The organism is Terrabacter koreensis, assembly GCF_054783315.1.
This window is the reverse complement of the sequence record NZ_BAAGQU010000005.1, coordinates 545,814-559,690: the sequence shown is the minus strand read 5'-3', so window position 1 is coordinate 559,690 and position 13,877 is coordinate 545,814. Positions and strand designations below refer to the sequence as shown.

The 13,877-nt window shown below is 72.1% G+C and carries 14 protein-coding genes; 7 read left to right on the top strand and 7 right to left on the bottom strand.

Annotated elements, in window-relative coordinates; all coding sequences use genetic code 11:
* Window positions 1–65 precede the first annotated feature (65 nt).
* The 7 genes from ACYVNR_RS14855 (at window position 66) to ACYVNR_RS14825 (ending at window position 8,250) form a co-directional block, all read left to right on the top strand.
* Window positions 66–3,059 (top strand): S8 family peptidase, encoded by a 2,994-nt coding sequence (locus ACYVNR_RS14855; protein ID WP_461048947.1) that lies wholly within the window; start codon window positions 66–68, stop codon window positions 3,057–3,059.
* Between the two features lie 149 nt (window positions 3,060–3,208).
* Window positions 3,209–3,490, top strand: a complete 282-nt coding sequence (locus ACYVNR_RS14850; protein WP_461048945.1) for a DUF5818 domain-containing protein — start codon at window positions 3,209–3,211, stop codon at window positions 3,488–3,490.
* A gap of 185 nt (window positions 3,491–3,675) precedes the next feature.
* Window positions 3,676–4,710 carry a sulfate ABC transporter substrate-binding protein gene (locus ACYVNR_RS14845; RefSeq protein ID WP_461048943.1) on the top strand — a complete coding sequence of 345 codons (1,035 nt, stop codon included), beginning with the start codon at window positions 3,676–3,678 and terminating at the stop codon, window positions 4,708–4,710.
* A complete protein-coding gene (cysT, locus tag ACYVNR_RS14840; protein ID WP_461048941.1) occupies window positions 4,707–5,711 on the top strand; it encodes a sulfate ABC transporter permease subunit CysT in 1,005 nt (334 codons plus the stop codon). The genes ACYVNR_RS14845 and cysT overlap by 4 nt, the downstream gene beginning before the upstream one ends.
* Entirely contained in the window at window positions 5,708–6,514 is an 807-nt protein-coding gene (cysW, locus tag ACYVNR_RS14835; protein WP_045190641.1) for a sulfate ABC transporter permease subunit CysW, read from the top strand. Before cysT ends, cysW begins: the two co-directional genes overlap by 4 nt.
* On the top strand, window positions 6,511–7,521 hold the full coding sequence (locus tag ACYVNR_RS14830) for a sulfate/molybdate ABC transporter ATP-binding protein (protein WP_045190643.1): 1,011 nt from the start codon (window positions 6,511–6,513) through the stop codon (window positions 7,519–7,521). Before cysW ends, ACYVNR_RS14830 begins: the two co-directional genes overlap by 4 nt.
* A 264-nt stretch (window positions 7,522–7,785) precedes the next feature.
* On the top strand, window positions 7,786–8,250 hold the full coding sequence (locus ACYVNR_RS14825) for an RrF2 family transcriptional regulator (RefSeq protein ID WP_045190644.1): 465 nt from the start codon (window positions 7,786–7,788) through the stop codon (window positions 8,248–8,250).
* A gap of 42 nt (window positions 8,251–8,292) precedes the next feature.
* On the opposite strand, the gene ACYVNR_RS14820 is transcribed toward ACYVNR_RS14825, so the two are convergent.
* From ACYVNR_RS14820 to ACYVNR_RS14790, 7 genes are all read right to left on the bottom strand, one after another.
* Window positions 8,293–8,655, bottom strand: coding sequence for an Rv3654c family TadE-like protein (locus tag ACYVNR_RS14820; protein WP_461048938.1), 363 nt, complete (start codon window positions 8,653–8,655; stop codon window positions 8,293–8,295).
* Complete coding sequence (locus ACYVNR_RS14815; protein WP_461048936.1) at window positions 8,652–8,975, bottom strand: TadE family type IV pilus minor pilin; 324 nt, start codon at window positions 8,973–8,975, stop codon at window positions 8,652–8,654. Before ACYVNR_RS14815 ends, ACYVNR_RS14820 begins: the two co-directional genes overlap by 4 nt.
* A 38-nt stretch (window positions 8,976–9,013) precedes the next feature.
* Window positions 9,014–9,226: a DUF4244 domain-containing protein gene (locus ACYVNR_RS14810; protein ID WP_045190649.1), complete on the bottom strand. Its 213-nt coding sequence runs from the start codon at window positions 9,224–9,226 to the stop codon at window positions 9,014–9,016.
* Window positions 9,227–9,353: 127 nt separating this feature from the next.
* Window positions 9,354–10,127, bottom strand: coding sequence for a type II secretion system F family protein (locus tag ACYVNR_RS14805; RefSeq protein WP_461048934.1), 774 nt, complete (start codon window positions 10,125–10,127; stop codon window positions 9,354–9,356).
* Window positions 10,124–11,110 carry a type II secretion system F family protein gene (locus ACYVNR_RS14800; protein WP_461048932.1) on the bottom strand — a complete coding sequence of 329 codons (987 nt, stop codon included), beginning with the start codon at window positions 11,108–11,110 and terminating at the stop codon, window positions 10,124–10,126. The genes ACYVNR_RS14805 and ACYVNR_RS14800 overlap by 4 nt, the downstream gene beginning before the upstream one ends.
* Entirely contained in the window at window positions 11,107–12,276 is a 1,170-nt protein-coding gene (locus tag ACYVNR_RS14795) for a TadA family conjugal transfer-associated ATPase (protein WP_458803318.1), read from the bottom strand. The genes ACYVNR_RS14800 and ACYVNR_RS14795 overlap by 4 nt, the downstream gene beginning before the upstream one ends.
* Window positions 12,277–12,292: 16 nt before the next feature.
* The gene (locus ACYVNR_RS14790) at window positions 12,293–13,141 is read right to left on the bottom strand and encodes a CpaE-like family protein (protein ID WP_461048929.1); all 849 of its coding nucleotides are present in this window, start codon (window positions 13,139–13,141) and stop codon (window positions 12,293–12,295) included.
* Between the last annotated feature and the right edge of the window lie 736 nt (window positions 13,142–13,877).

The following is a 13,877-nucleotide window of genomic DNA, read 5'->3' as shown; positions in this document are numbered from 1 at the left end:
TGCCTGCTCGGGGACCACACCTCAGGAGAGCCATGAATCGCCGATGGTTTGCTGCACTCGCCGCAGTGCCACTCTCACTCAGCGTCGCGGGCACGGGGGCGGCCGACGCCGCCTCGACCGCCGCTGCCCCCGCCGTCTCGGCCGCCGCCGACGGCCTGGACTCGGACGGCGTCTACGTCGTCCAGATGGCCGACCTCCCGGTCGTCGCCTATGACGGGTCGACGGCCGGCTACGCGGCCACGCGACCCGCCAAGGGCAAGAAGATCGACGTCACGTCGGCGGCCGTGACCCGCTGGACGGACAACCTCAAGAGCAAGCACGGCAACGCGCTGCGGTCCGTCGGTGCGACCTCGCGCCTCTACGACTACGCGTACACCTACAACGGCTTCGCCGCGCGGCTCACCGGCGCACAGGCCAAGGCGATGCGCTCGACCGCCGGCGTGCTGGCAGTCACCAGGCAGCAGACCTACACGATCGACACGTCCACCACGCCGGGCTTCCTCGGCCTCACCGATCCGGGCGGTCTGTGGGACCAGCTCGGTGGCACGAAGAGCGCCGGCGAGAACATCGTGATCGGCGTCATCGACTCCGGCATCTGGCCCGAGTCCCTGTCGTTCGCCGACCGCGTCGACGCCAACGGCACCCCGACACGCACGGCCACCGGCAAGCTGGCCTACCAGCAGATCCCCGGCTGGAACGCCAAGTGCCAGAACGGCGAGCAGTGGAACAACTCGCTCTGCAACCAGAAGCTCGTCGCCGCTCGCTACTTCAACGAGGGACAGGGCGGCAACGCCGCCATCGACCGCGACAAGCCGTGGGAGTTCACCTCACCCCGTGACTACAACGGCCACGGCACGCACACGGCGAGCACGTCGGGCGGCAACTTCGCCGTTCCCGTCACCGGCGCTGCCGCCGGTATCGCCCCCAAGGGCATCAGCGGCATCGCGCCGCGGGCCCGCATCGCTGCCTACAAGGCCCTGTGGTCGACGCAGAGCGGCGACACGGCCGGCGGCACGACGTCCGACCTCGTGGCCGCCATCGACCAGTCGGTGGCCGACGGCGTCGACGTCATCAACTACTCGGTGAGCGGCACGCAGACGAACTTCGCCGACCCCGCCGAGATCGCGTTCCTCTTCGCCGCCCGCGCCGGCATCTTCGTCTCGGCGTCCGCAGGCAACAGCGGACCGACGCCCTCGACGGTGGCGCACCCGTCGCCGTGGGTGACCACGGTCGCCGCAGGCACCCACAACCGCGACGGTCGCGGCTCGGTCACGCTCGGCAACGACACGACGTACACCGGGGCGAGCATCGCCGCCAGCGCGGTCACCGCGCCACTCGTCGACTCCACCGCCGTGGGCAAGGCCGGGGCCGACCCGACCCAGGTGGCCCTGTGCTACTCCAGTGCCGACGGCGCCACCGTGCTCGACCCGGCGAAGGTCGCGGGCAAGATCGTCGTCTGCGACCGCGGCGTCACGGGCCGCACCAACAAGAGCCTTGCGGTGCAGGAGGCGGGTGGCGTCGGCATGATCCTCGTCAACCCGACGAGCAACTCCATCAACGCAGACCTGCACTCCGTGCCGACGGTCCACCTGCAGAACACCGACCGCGCTGCCGTCAAGGCGTACGCGGCCACGGCGGGTGCGACGGCCACGATCAACAAGGCCGAGCTGGTCACCAACGCGACGGCGCCGTTCACGGCTGCCTTCTCGTCGCGGGGGCCGCTGCAGGCCGGCGGCGGCGACCTGCTCAAGCCGGACGTCATCGCACCGGGCCAGGACATCCTCGCGGCGGTGTCGCCCTCGACGAACCGTGGCTACGGCTTCAACCTGCTCTCGGGCACGTCGATGTCGGCGCCGCACGTCGCGGGTCTCGCGGCCCTGCTCATGGACCTGCACCCGGGCTGGTCGCCGATGGCGGTCAAGAGCGCGCTCATGACGACCGGCTACGACGTCAAGGACAGCGCCTCGCCGGCGCGGCTGGCGTTCTCGCAGGGCGCCGGTCACGTCAAGCCGAACGCCGCAGCCGACCCCGGCCTCGTCTACGACAGCGGCTGGAACGACTGGCTCGCCTTCCTCTGCGGCAGCTCGAGCGCGGTGAGTGCGGGGACCTGCTCGACCCTCACGGCCGCCGGTTACAAGACCGACGCCAGCGACTTCAACGGCGCGTCGATCGCCGTCGGTGACCTGGCAGGAGTTCAGACGGTGACTCGCAAGGTGACCAACGCGGGCACCACGGCGTCCGTCTACTCGGCGGCTGCCAGTGTGCCGGGCCTCTCGGTGACGGTGACGCCGTCCACGCTGAGCCTCGCACCCGGGGCGAGCGGTTCGTTCACGGTGAGGCTCCAGCGCGACACGGCGACGCTCAACGAGTACACGGCCGGCAACCTTGAGTGGTCGGACGGCAAGCACTCGGTCCGCTCGCCCATCGTCGTCCGGCCCGTCGCTCTCGCGGCGCCACGGACCGTGACGGCGCCCCCGACGGGCACGTCCTACGGCGTCACCTTCGGCTACACCGGGCCGTTCAGCGCCACGCCGCGCGGGCTCGTGCCCGCGACCGTGACGGCCGGCACCGTGGCCGACGACCCGACGGACTCGACCTGCTCGCTCAGCTCGCCCAACGCCCAGAAGCACGCCGTGAGCGTGCCGGACGGCACGTCGTTCGCGCGGTTCGCCATGTTCGACGCCGACGTCAACGCCGGTAGCGACATCGACCTGTGCGTCTTCAAGGGCACCGACCTGGTGGGATCGAGCGGCTCGGGCACCTCGGCCGAGGAGGTCAACCTCCTCGCTCCGTCCGCGGGCACCTACACCGTCGTCGTGCAGGGCTGGGGCGTGGCCGGTTCCACGCCGTACAAGCTGCACACGTGGGTGCTGCCCACCACCCCGGTCTCGCCCGCCAACATGACGGTCACCGCGCCGACGCAGGCGACGACCGGCGGCACGGGCACGATCGCGCTCGGCTTCACCGGCCTCACGTCGGGCAAGTGGCTCGGTTCGGTCGCCTATGGCGGCAGCGTGGGCATGCCCAACCCGACCATCGTGCGGGTGGACGTGCCGTAGGGGTGAACAACCAACGAGGGCCGGCAGGCCCTGAACGACGGGGAGGTCCCGGCAGCCGCCGGGGCCTCCCCGCTCGGCGTCCGGGCGGAGGTCGGGAGCCCGGACAGGGGACGGATCCCGCTGGGCCGGAGGGCGTCCCGTCACTCGGCGTGCCGGAGGAGCTGCGACGCCTGGCGAGGGCGTCGGAGTCCCGGAAGGCCTCGACGGTGGTCGCCCGTGGCACGCTGCGGCGCGCCGACGTGGAGATGCGGCCCCTCGTGCTCGATGCCGACGACGGCACCACGTGGGAGCTGCTCCTGCCCGAGGGGCGGGCGCTGGACGCCGAGCCGGGCGCGAGGGTGACGGTCAGCGGCGACCGGGCCACCGCCGTCATGACGACCTCGATGGTCGGGCCGGTGCTGCGCGTGCGATCACTGTCGGCCGATTGCTGAGGTGCAGCGCTGAGGTGCACCGCTGCGTCGCCGGGCCGGACCACACTCTGAGACATAATTCCGAGTTATTTGACCGGTAACGCCCGCCTATTCGAAACTCCCATGCAACAGATAGGAAAGCCTCCCGCTCTCCCCTGGGCACGACCCCCGCACACGACCGCCGCCCCACCTCTCAGGAGCCAGCCATGCGCCGCCCCAACCTCGCCCTCGCCGCCATCGCCCTCACCGCGACCCTGGGCCTGTCGGCGTGCGCCGGCGGCGGCGCCAGCGACACCGTCGAGCAGCCCGGCTCCACGGCGGCCGGTGCCGCGACGAGCACCATCAACCTCTTTGCGTATGCCGTCCCGAAGGTCGGCTTCGACGTCGTCATCCCTGCCTTCCAGAAGACCGATGCCGGCAAGGGCGTCCAGTTCCAGCAGAGCTACGGCGCCTCCGGCGACCAGAGCCGCAAGGTCGCCGCCGGCGCCGAGGCCGACTTCGTCAACTTCTCGGTAGAACCCGACGTCACGCGCCTGGTGGACGCCGGCCTCGTCGATGCGAACTGGAATGCGAACGAGCACAAGGGAATTCCCTTCGGCTCAGTGGTCACGATCGTCGTGCGCAAGGGCAACCCGAAGGGCATCAAGGACTGGGACGACCTGCTCAAGCCAGGGGTCGAGGTCGTGACGCCCAACCCGTTCTCGTCGGGGTCGGCCAAGTGGAACCTGCTCGCGCCGTACGCCGCGAAGAGCAACGGCGGCGCCGACAAGGCGACCGGCCTCGCCTACGTGAGCGCGCTCGTCAAGGACCATGTCAAGATCCAGCCCAAGTCGGGCCGCGAGGCCACCGAGGCCTTCCTCCAGGGCAGCGGCGACGTCCTGCTCAGCTACGAGAACGAGGCGCTCTTCGTCGAGAAGAACGGCGACCCCGTGCAGCACGTCACGCCGCCCACGACGTTCAAGATCGAGAACCCGGCCGCCGTGCTCAGGGGCAGCAAGAACCTTGCCAAGGCGACCGCCTTCAACGACTACCTCTACACGCCGGAGGCCCAGAAGCTGCTGGCCGAGGCCGGCTTCCGCCCCGTCGACGCGTCCGTCGCCCAGGAGTTCGCCTCGAAGTTCCCGACGCCCACGAAGCTCTGGGCGATCGCCGACCTCGGGGGCTGGAAGAAGGTCGACTCCACGCTCTTCAAGAAGGACGTCGGTGACATCGCCAAGATCTACGACCAGGCGACGCAGTGACCGCCAGGATCCACCAGCGCAGGGGTGCCGCCGCCGCGGCGCCCCTGCCGGCGCGTCCGGAAGCCGACAAGCACCAACCCGACGAGCACCGGCCCGACGGGAACCGGCCGGGCGAGCGTGAGGACCGGGACGGCATACGGCCTCGGGTGAGCGGCGACGACGCTACGGACCCGGGGGCCGCGCCACCGCCCAGCAGGCCGCGGCGCCGGATCGGCCTCGCCCGCCCGCTCGGCGTCGGGGTGGTGACCCTGTGGCTCAGCGTCATCGTGCTGCTCCCGCTGGCAGCGCTCACGGTCGCATCGTTCGGGGAAGGCGTCTCCGGCTTCTGGGCGGCCGTCACAGCCCCGACCGCGCTCGCGTCGCTGTGGGTCACGGTGCTCGTGTCGGCCATCGTGGCCGTCGTCAACGCCGTGCTCGGGACGCTCGTCGCGTGGGTGCTGGTGCGCGACGAGTTCCCGGGCAAGCGTGTGGTCAACGCGCTCATCGACCTGCCGTTCGCCCTGCCGACGATCGTGGCGAGCATCGTGCTGCTCTCGCTCTACGGGCCGAACAGCCCGATCGGCGTCGAGCTCAACGCGACCCGATGGGGCCTCGTCGTCGCCCTGCTGTTCGTCACGCTGCCCTTCGTCGTGCGCTCGGTGCAGCCGGTGCTCATCGAGGCCGACCGTGAGGTCGAGGAGGCTGCGGCCTCGCTCGGCGCCTCGAACTGGACGACGTTCCGCCGGATCGTGCTGCCGACCCTCGCGCCGGCCATCCTCGGCGGCACGGGACTCGCCTTCGCCCGTGCGATCGGCGAGTACGGCTCCGTCGTGCTCATCGGCGGCAACATCCCGCGCGAGACGCAGGTCGCCTCGCAGTACATCCAGCAGCAGATCGAGATCGACCGCCCGCTCAACGCCGCCGCGGTGTCGGTGGCGCTCCTCGCGATCGCCTTCCTGACGCTGCTCGTCCTGCGGGTGCTCTCGAGCCGCACCCAGCGTCGTGAGGAGCGTGACGCATGAGGATCTCGACGGGCACCCGGATCTCGCTGCGCGTCATCGCGCTCGGCTACCTCTTCGTGCTGCTCGCGGTGCCGATCGCCGTCATCCTCTGGCGCACCTTCTCGCCCGGCATCGGCGAGTTCGTCGCGTCCGTGTCGACGCCTGCGGCCCAGTCGGCCATCAACCTCTCGCTGCTCATCGTGGCGATCGTCGTGCCGCTCAACGTCGTGTTCGGGGTGGCCACGGCACTGGCGCTCGTGCGCGGACGGTTCCGCGGGCGCGGACTGCTGCAGGCCGTCGTCGACCTGCCGTTCGCCGTGTCGCCGATCGTCGTCGGGGTCGCGCTCATCATGCTGTGGGGGGCCGGCGGCTGGTTCGGCGGTCTCGACAATGCCGGCTTCAAGGTCATCTTCGGCCTGCCCGGAATGGTCATCGCGACCCTCTTCGTCACCCTGCCGTTCGTCGTGCGCGAGGTTGAGCCGGTGCTGCACGAGATCGGCCAGGAGCAGGAGCAGGCGGCCTCGACGCTCGGCGCGAACCGCTGGCAGACGTTCTGGCGCATCACGTTGCCGGCCATCCGCTGGGGCCTGACCTACGGGATCGTCCTCACGGTCGCCCGCGCCCTCGGCGAGTTCGGAGCCGTGATCATGGTGTCGTCCGGGTTCCCCGGGGTGTCGCAGACGCTCACCCTGCTCGTCCACTCGCGCTACATCGACGACCACAACACCTACGGCGCGTATGCCGCCGCCACCCTCCTCATGGGCATCGCGCTCGTCGTCCTGCTGCTCATGACCGTGCTCGACCGCAAGAGGAGCGACCGATGATCACCGTGACCGACGCGCGCAAGAACTACGGGTCCTTCGCCGCCCTCGACGACGTGAGTCTCGACATCCCCAGCGGGTCGCTCACCGCCCTGCTGGGGCCGAGCGGGTCGGGCAAGTCGACGCTGCTGCGCTCGATCGCGGGGCTCGAGGGGCTCGACTCGGGCACCGTTACCATCGAGGGCCGCGACGTCACGAACGAGCCGCCCCAGCGGCGGGGCATCGGCTTCGTCTTCCAGCACTACGCCGCGTTCAAGCACATGACCGTGCGCGACAACGTGGCGTTCGGCCTGACGATCCGCAAGCGGCCCAAGGCCGAGACCGACAAGAAGGTCGACGAGCTGCTCGAGATCGTCGGGCTCGACGGCTTCCGCAACCGCTACCCGGCGCAGCTCTCGGGCGGGCAGCGCCAGCGCATGGCCCTGGCTCGCGCACTGGCCGTCGACCCGCAGGTGCTGCTGCTCGACGAGCCCTTCGGCGCCCTCGACGCCAAGGTGCGCACCGACCTGCGCCAGTGGCTGCGCCGCCTCCACGACGAGGTGCACGTCACCACGGTGCTCGTGACGCACGACCAGGAGGAGGCCCTCGACGTCGCCGACCGCATCGCCGTGCTCAACAAGGGCCGCATCGAGCAGGTCGGCGACCCGGTGACCCTCTACGAGCGCCCGGCGAACGACTTCGTCATGGGCTTCCTCGGGTCGGTGGCGCACTTCGGCGACCAGCTGGTGCGCCCGCACGACATCGTGCTCGAGCGTGACCGGGCGACGGCGCTGGCGCTCGACGCGAAGGTGGCTGGCTCGCCCGGCGTCGTCGAGGCGGTCGTCGAGCGGGTCGTGCCGCTGGGCTTCGAGGTGCGTGTCGACCTCCGCGCCGACTCCGGGGCACGCTTCGCGGCCCAGATCACGCGCCGAGACGCCGCCGACCTGCAGCTGCGCGAGGGCGAGACCGTCCACGCCCGCGCTGTCGGCCGCTCCAGCGTCGTGGAGGTCGATCCGGCACTGGCGATCTGAACCACCCGGACGCGGCCCGTCCCGTGCGGGTATGGAGAAGGCGGAACCACGGCGGTCGAGACCGCCCGGTCGCTGCCACGCACGACGGCATACCGTATGCCGTGAAGCCCACTCGTCACGACGAGACGAGTGCCGGTGGCCCGGGAGACCGGGTGGCCGAATGACTGAGGCGGCGAGGGGACGACACCTCGCCGCCTCAGCCGCACCAGGCATCTCGCACGAGTCCGGTGCACGGGCGCTGCCTCGGTGCGGCAGACTGCTCGGATGGACATCTCGGCCCGGGTCGACTACGCGGTCCGCGCCATGCTGATCCTCGCGGAGGCCGACGCGGAGGGGGCGGCGCCGATCAGCATCGACACGCTCTCGACGCGGCAGGAGCTGCCACGGAAGTTCCTCGAGGCGATCTTCGCGGACCTGCGTCGAGCCGACCTCGTGCTGAGCCGGCGTGGCGCGCGCGGCGGCTACGTGCTCGCGCGTGAGCGCGGCGCGATCAGCGTCGGCGACGTGTTCCGCGCGGTCGACGGGCCGCTGGCCGAGGTGCGAGGGCTGCGCCCCCACGAGACGGCGTACCAAGGCGTCGCCGAGCACCTGCCGAGCCTGTGGGTGGCGGTCCGGGCCAGCCTCCGCGAGGTGCTCGACGAGACGTCGCTCGAGGACCTGCGCACCGGCGACCTGCCGGACCGGGTGCGACAGCTGCTCACGGCTCCGGACGCCTGGCAGAACCGCTGACGCGATCCGGCCGGGCGCCACGAGGCTTCCTCCCGGACGACGTCATCGTTCCGGGCCGGCACGGGATCGCGCCGTCGCCGGAGCCGGCCACAACGACGCGTCGACGCAGACCGTGAGCTCGACATCCACCCCGTCGACCGAGCAGGCCTGCACCAGTGCGCCATTGGCCCGGGCGACCTGTCGCGCGGCGGAGCAGGCCGCTGCGCTCGACGACCCGTCCTGGGCCGCCGAGGCTCCGGCCAGGGAACCGAGGTCTGCCGCCAGTCGCGCTCGGTGGCTCGCGACGACCACCGACCCGACGACCAGCGCGCCACCCGTGAGCACCAGGACGAGCGCCACGATCGAGACGGCTAGAACGGTGGCGGCGCCCCGGTCACGGGCGCGTTGGCTGCGGCAGTCGGTCACGAGCCTGCCTCCACGGGGGTCTCGGCGGAGGCCTCCAGTTCCCAGCCGGGCAGGCCACCCCAACCGCCGGTGCGCGCCGACACGGTCACGCGCACCGAGCCTCCGGCTCCCACCACCGCAACACGCGCACCCGAGGGCGCCGCCTGCTCAGCCAGGGACCGGATGCGAGCCGCGTCGTCGCCGCGGGCCGCTGCCCGGCCGGCGATCCGCGCGGCGTCGATGCACCGGATCTGGTCGACGGCGGCGTTGACGGCCACGAGGCACAGGGCCAGGACGAGCACGACGGACGGGATGGCGACGGCGAGCTCGGCCGTCACCATCCCACCATCGCGCCGAGCGAGGCGAGGTGGCCGTCGGGTCACCCGGCGAGCCCCAGGGCGCTCTGCACGATGCCCGTCAGGGCGCTGCGGACTGCATCGGACTTCACGACGCCGAGCAGCACGAGCGCGAAGGTGCAGGCGGCCATGATGCCGACGGCGTACTCAGCCGTCGTCATCCCGACGTCGCGGCGCAGCGACCTCGATCGGCACGTCGGTCGGCCTGCCAGTCGGCGAATCAGTCTCCGGGACATGGGTTCTCCCTCATCGGTCTTGCCTTTCCGTTGGTCTTGCCTTCTCACTGCCCGAGCGGCGTGCTCGGGACTTCCTGGGGGCCTGCACATCCCTGTCTCATCGCCGTCTCATTCCTGGAGCACGTCTTCATCCCTGCAGCAGGTCGCCCGCGAGGGCGATGACGAGCGGTGCGACCGTGGTGAGGCAGAAGGCGGGCAGCAGCACGAGGCCGAGAGGAGCGACCAACCGCACCCCGACCTTCGCGGCGGCGAGCTCGAGCCGTTCGAGCTGTGCATCACGCAGGTCGTCGGCGGCGGCCAGCAGCATCGGGCCCGGCGGCACCCCGGCCTGGTGCGCGATGGCGACGGCACGGGCGGCCGGCGCCCAGACGGGTCCGACGGAGGCCCAGGCCTCGCTCTCATCGGCTCCCCACCGCAGCGCGGCGGCCACCTGGCGGAGGTCTCGCACGGCGGACCCGTGCAGTCCGGCGGCCACGGCGTCCAGCACGTCCCACGTCGGCAGCCCGGATCGGTAGGCCAGCGCGAGCAGGGCGAGCGCCGACGACACGTCGGCGTCACCGGCCGACACCACGGCGGCACGCCTCTGTCCGACCGTGGCGCGGCGCTGCACGAGGCGGCCCGGTGCGAGGCGGCGGCCGAGCCGGAAGGGATGCGTGGTGGCATTTGGAGCAGCAGCGGAACCTGCCGCCCCGGGCACCCCCGGACCACCAGGACCACCCGAACCACCAGGACCACCCGAACCACCAGGACCACCAGGACCACCAGGATCGCCCTCGCGGCCGTCGACGTCGCTCCAGACGTCGCCTGGCGCACCGAGCGGGACCGGTGCGCGAACGCCGCCCAGCAGGATGAACACCGCCAGGCCCAGCAGGGCCGCCGCGATGAGGGACCACGGACTCATGGGCCCACCGCCCGGCGGACCATGTGCGTGCACCAGAGCCTCCCGGCCCAGACGAGGGCGACCCCGGCAGCCAGACAGGCCGTTGCCGCTCCCGAGCCGAGATAGAGCGTGCGGGGGTCGACGCCGACGGCCAGGCCGAAGAGGGGCCCGGTGAGGGGAAGGACGGTCAGCACGGTGACGGTGGCGCGCGGACCGGCCACCGCGACGGCGACCTTGCGGCGCCGGGCCCTGGCGTCGAGCAGCCCGCGCACAGCTCGGTCGACGGCGAAGGACAGCGGTGCGCCGGTGGTCTCGGACAGCTGCCAGGAGGCGGCAACGAGTGCGAGCTCTGCCGAACCGCTGCGGGCTGCCCAGTGGGCCCAGACCGGGGACACGGCCTCGGCCCGGTCCGCGGAGGAGAGCACTGCGCCGACCAGGCGGTCGATGTCGTGCATCGGACCGCTGGAGGCAGGGGCCTCCCGCCGGCCCACGCCTGGGGCGGTTGCGAGACGTCGGTCCCGACGTCGGCCCCCCGCTGTCGGGAGGCCAGCGCGGGGTCGCGCGAGGTCGCCCTCAGACGTCGCTGGGTCGCTCCCCCTTCGGCGGGCACGGCGGCGCTCGGGTGCCTGATGGGCCCGCTCCACCCACTCGCGGGCACGGGCCACCCGCTCCGCCCCGAAGGCAGCCGAGGCGGCAAGCTCGATGGAACGGCTCGGGGTGAGTCCGGCATCGAGCGCCGGACCGACGCCGCGCAGCAGCTCGAGGACGTCGTCAGCCAGCTCACCGTTGCGGCGCCGCAGCCGCCAGCGACGGAACAGCTCGACGGGGTCCTGGTGCCACAGGCTCGGTGACGTCACCGGACCCTCCTGCCCTCGACGCCGAGGCGCCTCGGCCCAGACCGAGTCCCTGACCGCCACTCCCCCATGGCGTCGGGACCGGGGCCACAGGAGGACGGCGACGATGAGCAGCAGGGCGGCGACGACTGTGGCCGGGTCGACCCTCATGACGCCTCCTCCAGACGATCCGCGGCCGCGGCGGCGGGCAGCGCGAGGCGGGCGGCGAGTGCCGTCCAGCCGGGGCCGGTGCGCGGCGGGTGACCCGGACCGTCCCACTCGAGCGCGGGGACGATGCTGGGTGACCCGTCACGGCGGAACAACGCCGCGACCGACGAGACACGTCGGTGTCCGCGGTCGCGCGTGACGTGCACGACGAGGTCGATGGCGGCGGAGAGCTGGGCGCGCACGGCGTCGGGCGCGAGGCCGGCGAGCGCCCCGAGGGCCTCGAACCTCGCGACGACGTCGGCAGGCGCGTTGGCGTGCACCGTGCCGCAACCGCCCTCGTGGCCGGTGTTGAGCGCGGCGAGGAGCTCACGCACCTCGGCTCCCCTGACCTCACCGACGACGATGCGGTCGGGTCGCATGCGCAGCGCCTGCCGCACGAGCGTGGTGAGCGTGACCTCGCCGGCCCCCTCGACGTTCGCCGGTCTCGCCTCGAGCCGGACGACGTGCGGGTGGTCGATGCTCAGCTCGCGGACGTCCTCGACGACGAGCAGCCGTTCGACGGGGTCGATGCAGCCGAGCAGCGCCGCAAGCAGGGTCGTCTTGCCCGCGCCGGTGCCACCCGACACGACGAAGGCCAGACGCGCCTCGACAGCCGCGCGCAGCACGCACTCCCACTCGCGCGGCATCATGCCGCGGGCGCACAGCCCATCGAGCGACACGGCCTCGCCAGGGGGCACGCGGATCGTGATGTGCGGGCCGCCCGCGACCAGTGGCGGCAGCATCGCGTGGAGCCGGGCGCCGGACGGCAGCTGGCCGTCCACCCAGGGGCTCGCGTCGTCGAGGCGTCTGCCGGCGAGGCCTGCGAGGCGCACCGCGAGGGAGCGGGCCTCATCGGCCTCCAGCCGCTCGCCGACCCACTCCATGCCCCGGCCGCGGTCGACCCAGACGGAGCCGTCACCGTTGACCGCGACGTCGGTGACCCCGGGCTCGGTGAGCCAGCCGTCGAGGGGTCCGGCCCCCAGCACGCGAGACGCGAGCGCCGAACGGGTCTCTGCGACCCGCCGCACCCCGAGAGCGCCCTGCTCCTGGGCGGCCACCTCCGCGACCGCGCCACCGTCGGGCGAGATGCCGTCGCGCACCCGCTGCCACACCGCGGGGCTGAGGCTCATCGTGACCACCGGCCGCTCATGCCGCGACCGACTGCGTCACGAGCCGCAGCAGCAGCTCGTCAGCGGCCCGGACCACGGCGCCGCGCCCTCGGGTGCCCGGCGGGAGGCCCTCGTGCATCTCGGCCCCGAGCGTGCGGTCGTGGCCGATCGTCGAGACGACCGGCACGTCGAGCTGGTCGATCACGAGATTCTCGAGGTCGCTCTCGACCCGGTTGCCCCGCAGCACCACCCACGGCTCGATCGGTAGCAGCGGATCATCGCCCCACGTGCGCACCACCGGCTCGCGGAGGCTGCCGAGGAGGCGTCGCAGCTGCGGCACGACCGCGGCGGCCGCGGCGAGCTGGGGCACCTGCGAGCCGACGAGGACGACGACGGCGTCGACGAGGACGGCGACAGACGCCAGCACCCGGTCGTCGCGCGGGAGGTCGAGCACCGTCACCTCGTGAGCGTCGGCGAGCCCCGCGACGACGTCGGGCACCGTCTCCAGCCACCCGTCGAGCCACCCGACGGGTCGGGTGGCGGGTCGCGTGGCGGGTCGGGTGTCGAGATCATCACCCGGGGGCATGTCGTCCGCCGGGACCACAGCGACGCCGGGGCTCGTGAGCACCGGCACCCCGCATGCCATGGGCAGCTCGTCGGCCAGCCCCTGTCCGTCCACGACGCCCGCGACCTCGGACAGCTCGGGCCACCGCCACCCCGGCTCCTGCTCGAGCCCGAAGAGCACGTCCTTCGGACCTCCCCAGGGGTCGAGGTCGACCAGCACGGCCGAGCGCGACGCTGCGGCCGCACGAACGGCGACCGCTGCGGCCAGCGTCGACGAACCCAACCCGCCCGAGGCGGGGACGAAGGCGATGACGGTTCCCATGCGCCAACCGTCACGCAGCCGCACGCGCCGGCCCAGCGGCATACGCAAGCCGGTGGACAACGGGCCCTGCACCCGAGGGGGTGTGGACGACGCCCCAAGCGCGTCCCCAACCCTCGAGACGGGCACGTGGAGGGCGGGCCGAAGGACCCCAAACGGTGGTGGCCTCCGTCCGGGGGAAGACGGAGGCCACCCTCACGAGACTGGCACCGGGGGGGAGGAGCCAGATCGCGTGGCGCTCGACCCGTGAGGGGAGCACCTCGTCAATCGTGGAGGTTTCGCCCCGCTAATGCAAACCGGGAAGTCGCGACACGCTGTCGTTTCTCAGGATTTGTCACGACACGACAAGCGTCGCCCGATATGTCCAGAAAGCGCTTCCATTCCAGAGGCTTCGTGTGGCGCCCAGCCAGGCAGGCGAAGGCCCCTCGACGGGGTTCGACCTGGTCGAGGGGCCTCCAGAGAAGTCCGGGCTACCAAGCGTGCAATTGTCGAAGTGTCGCTCCGGTTGTGCGCCCGGAGGTGGACTGTTCCAAGGGAACTGCTCTCGCGTGGGTACTCGGGGTCTTCTCGTGACATCTGTCTTGCGTGGATCCGGATCTACGCCTCTCGGCGATGTGGTTCCTGACTCCGTTCTACTCCACGGCCTCGGCGTGGCGACACCCCTCGCCCCCAGCAACGTCCCGATCAGGCCCAGAAACTGTCCAGCATCGTGGACATCCCGCACGAAACGCCGCGTGCC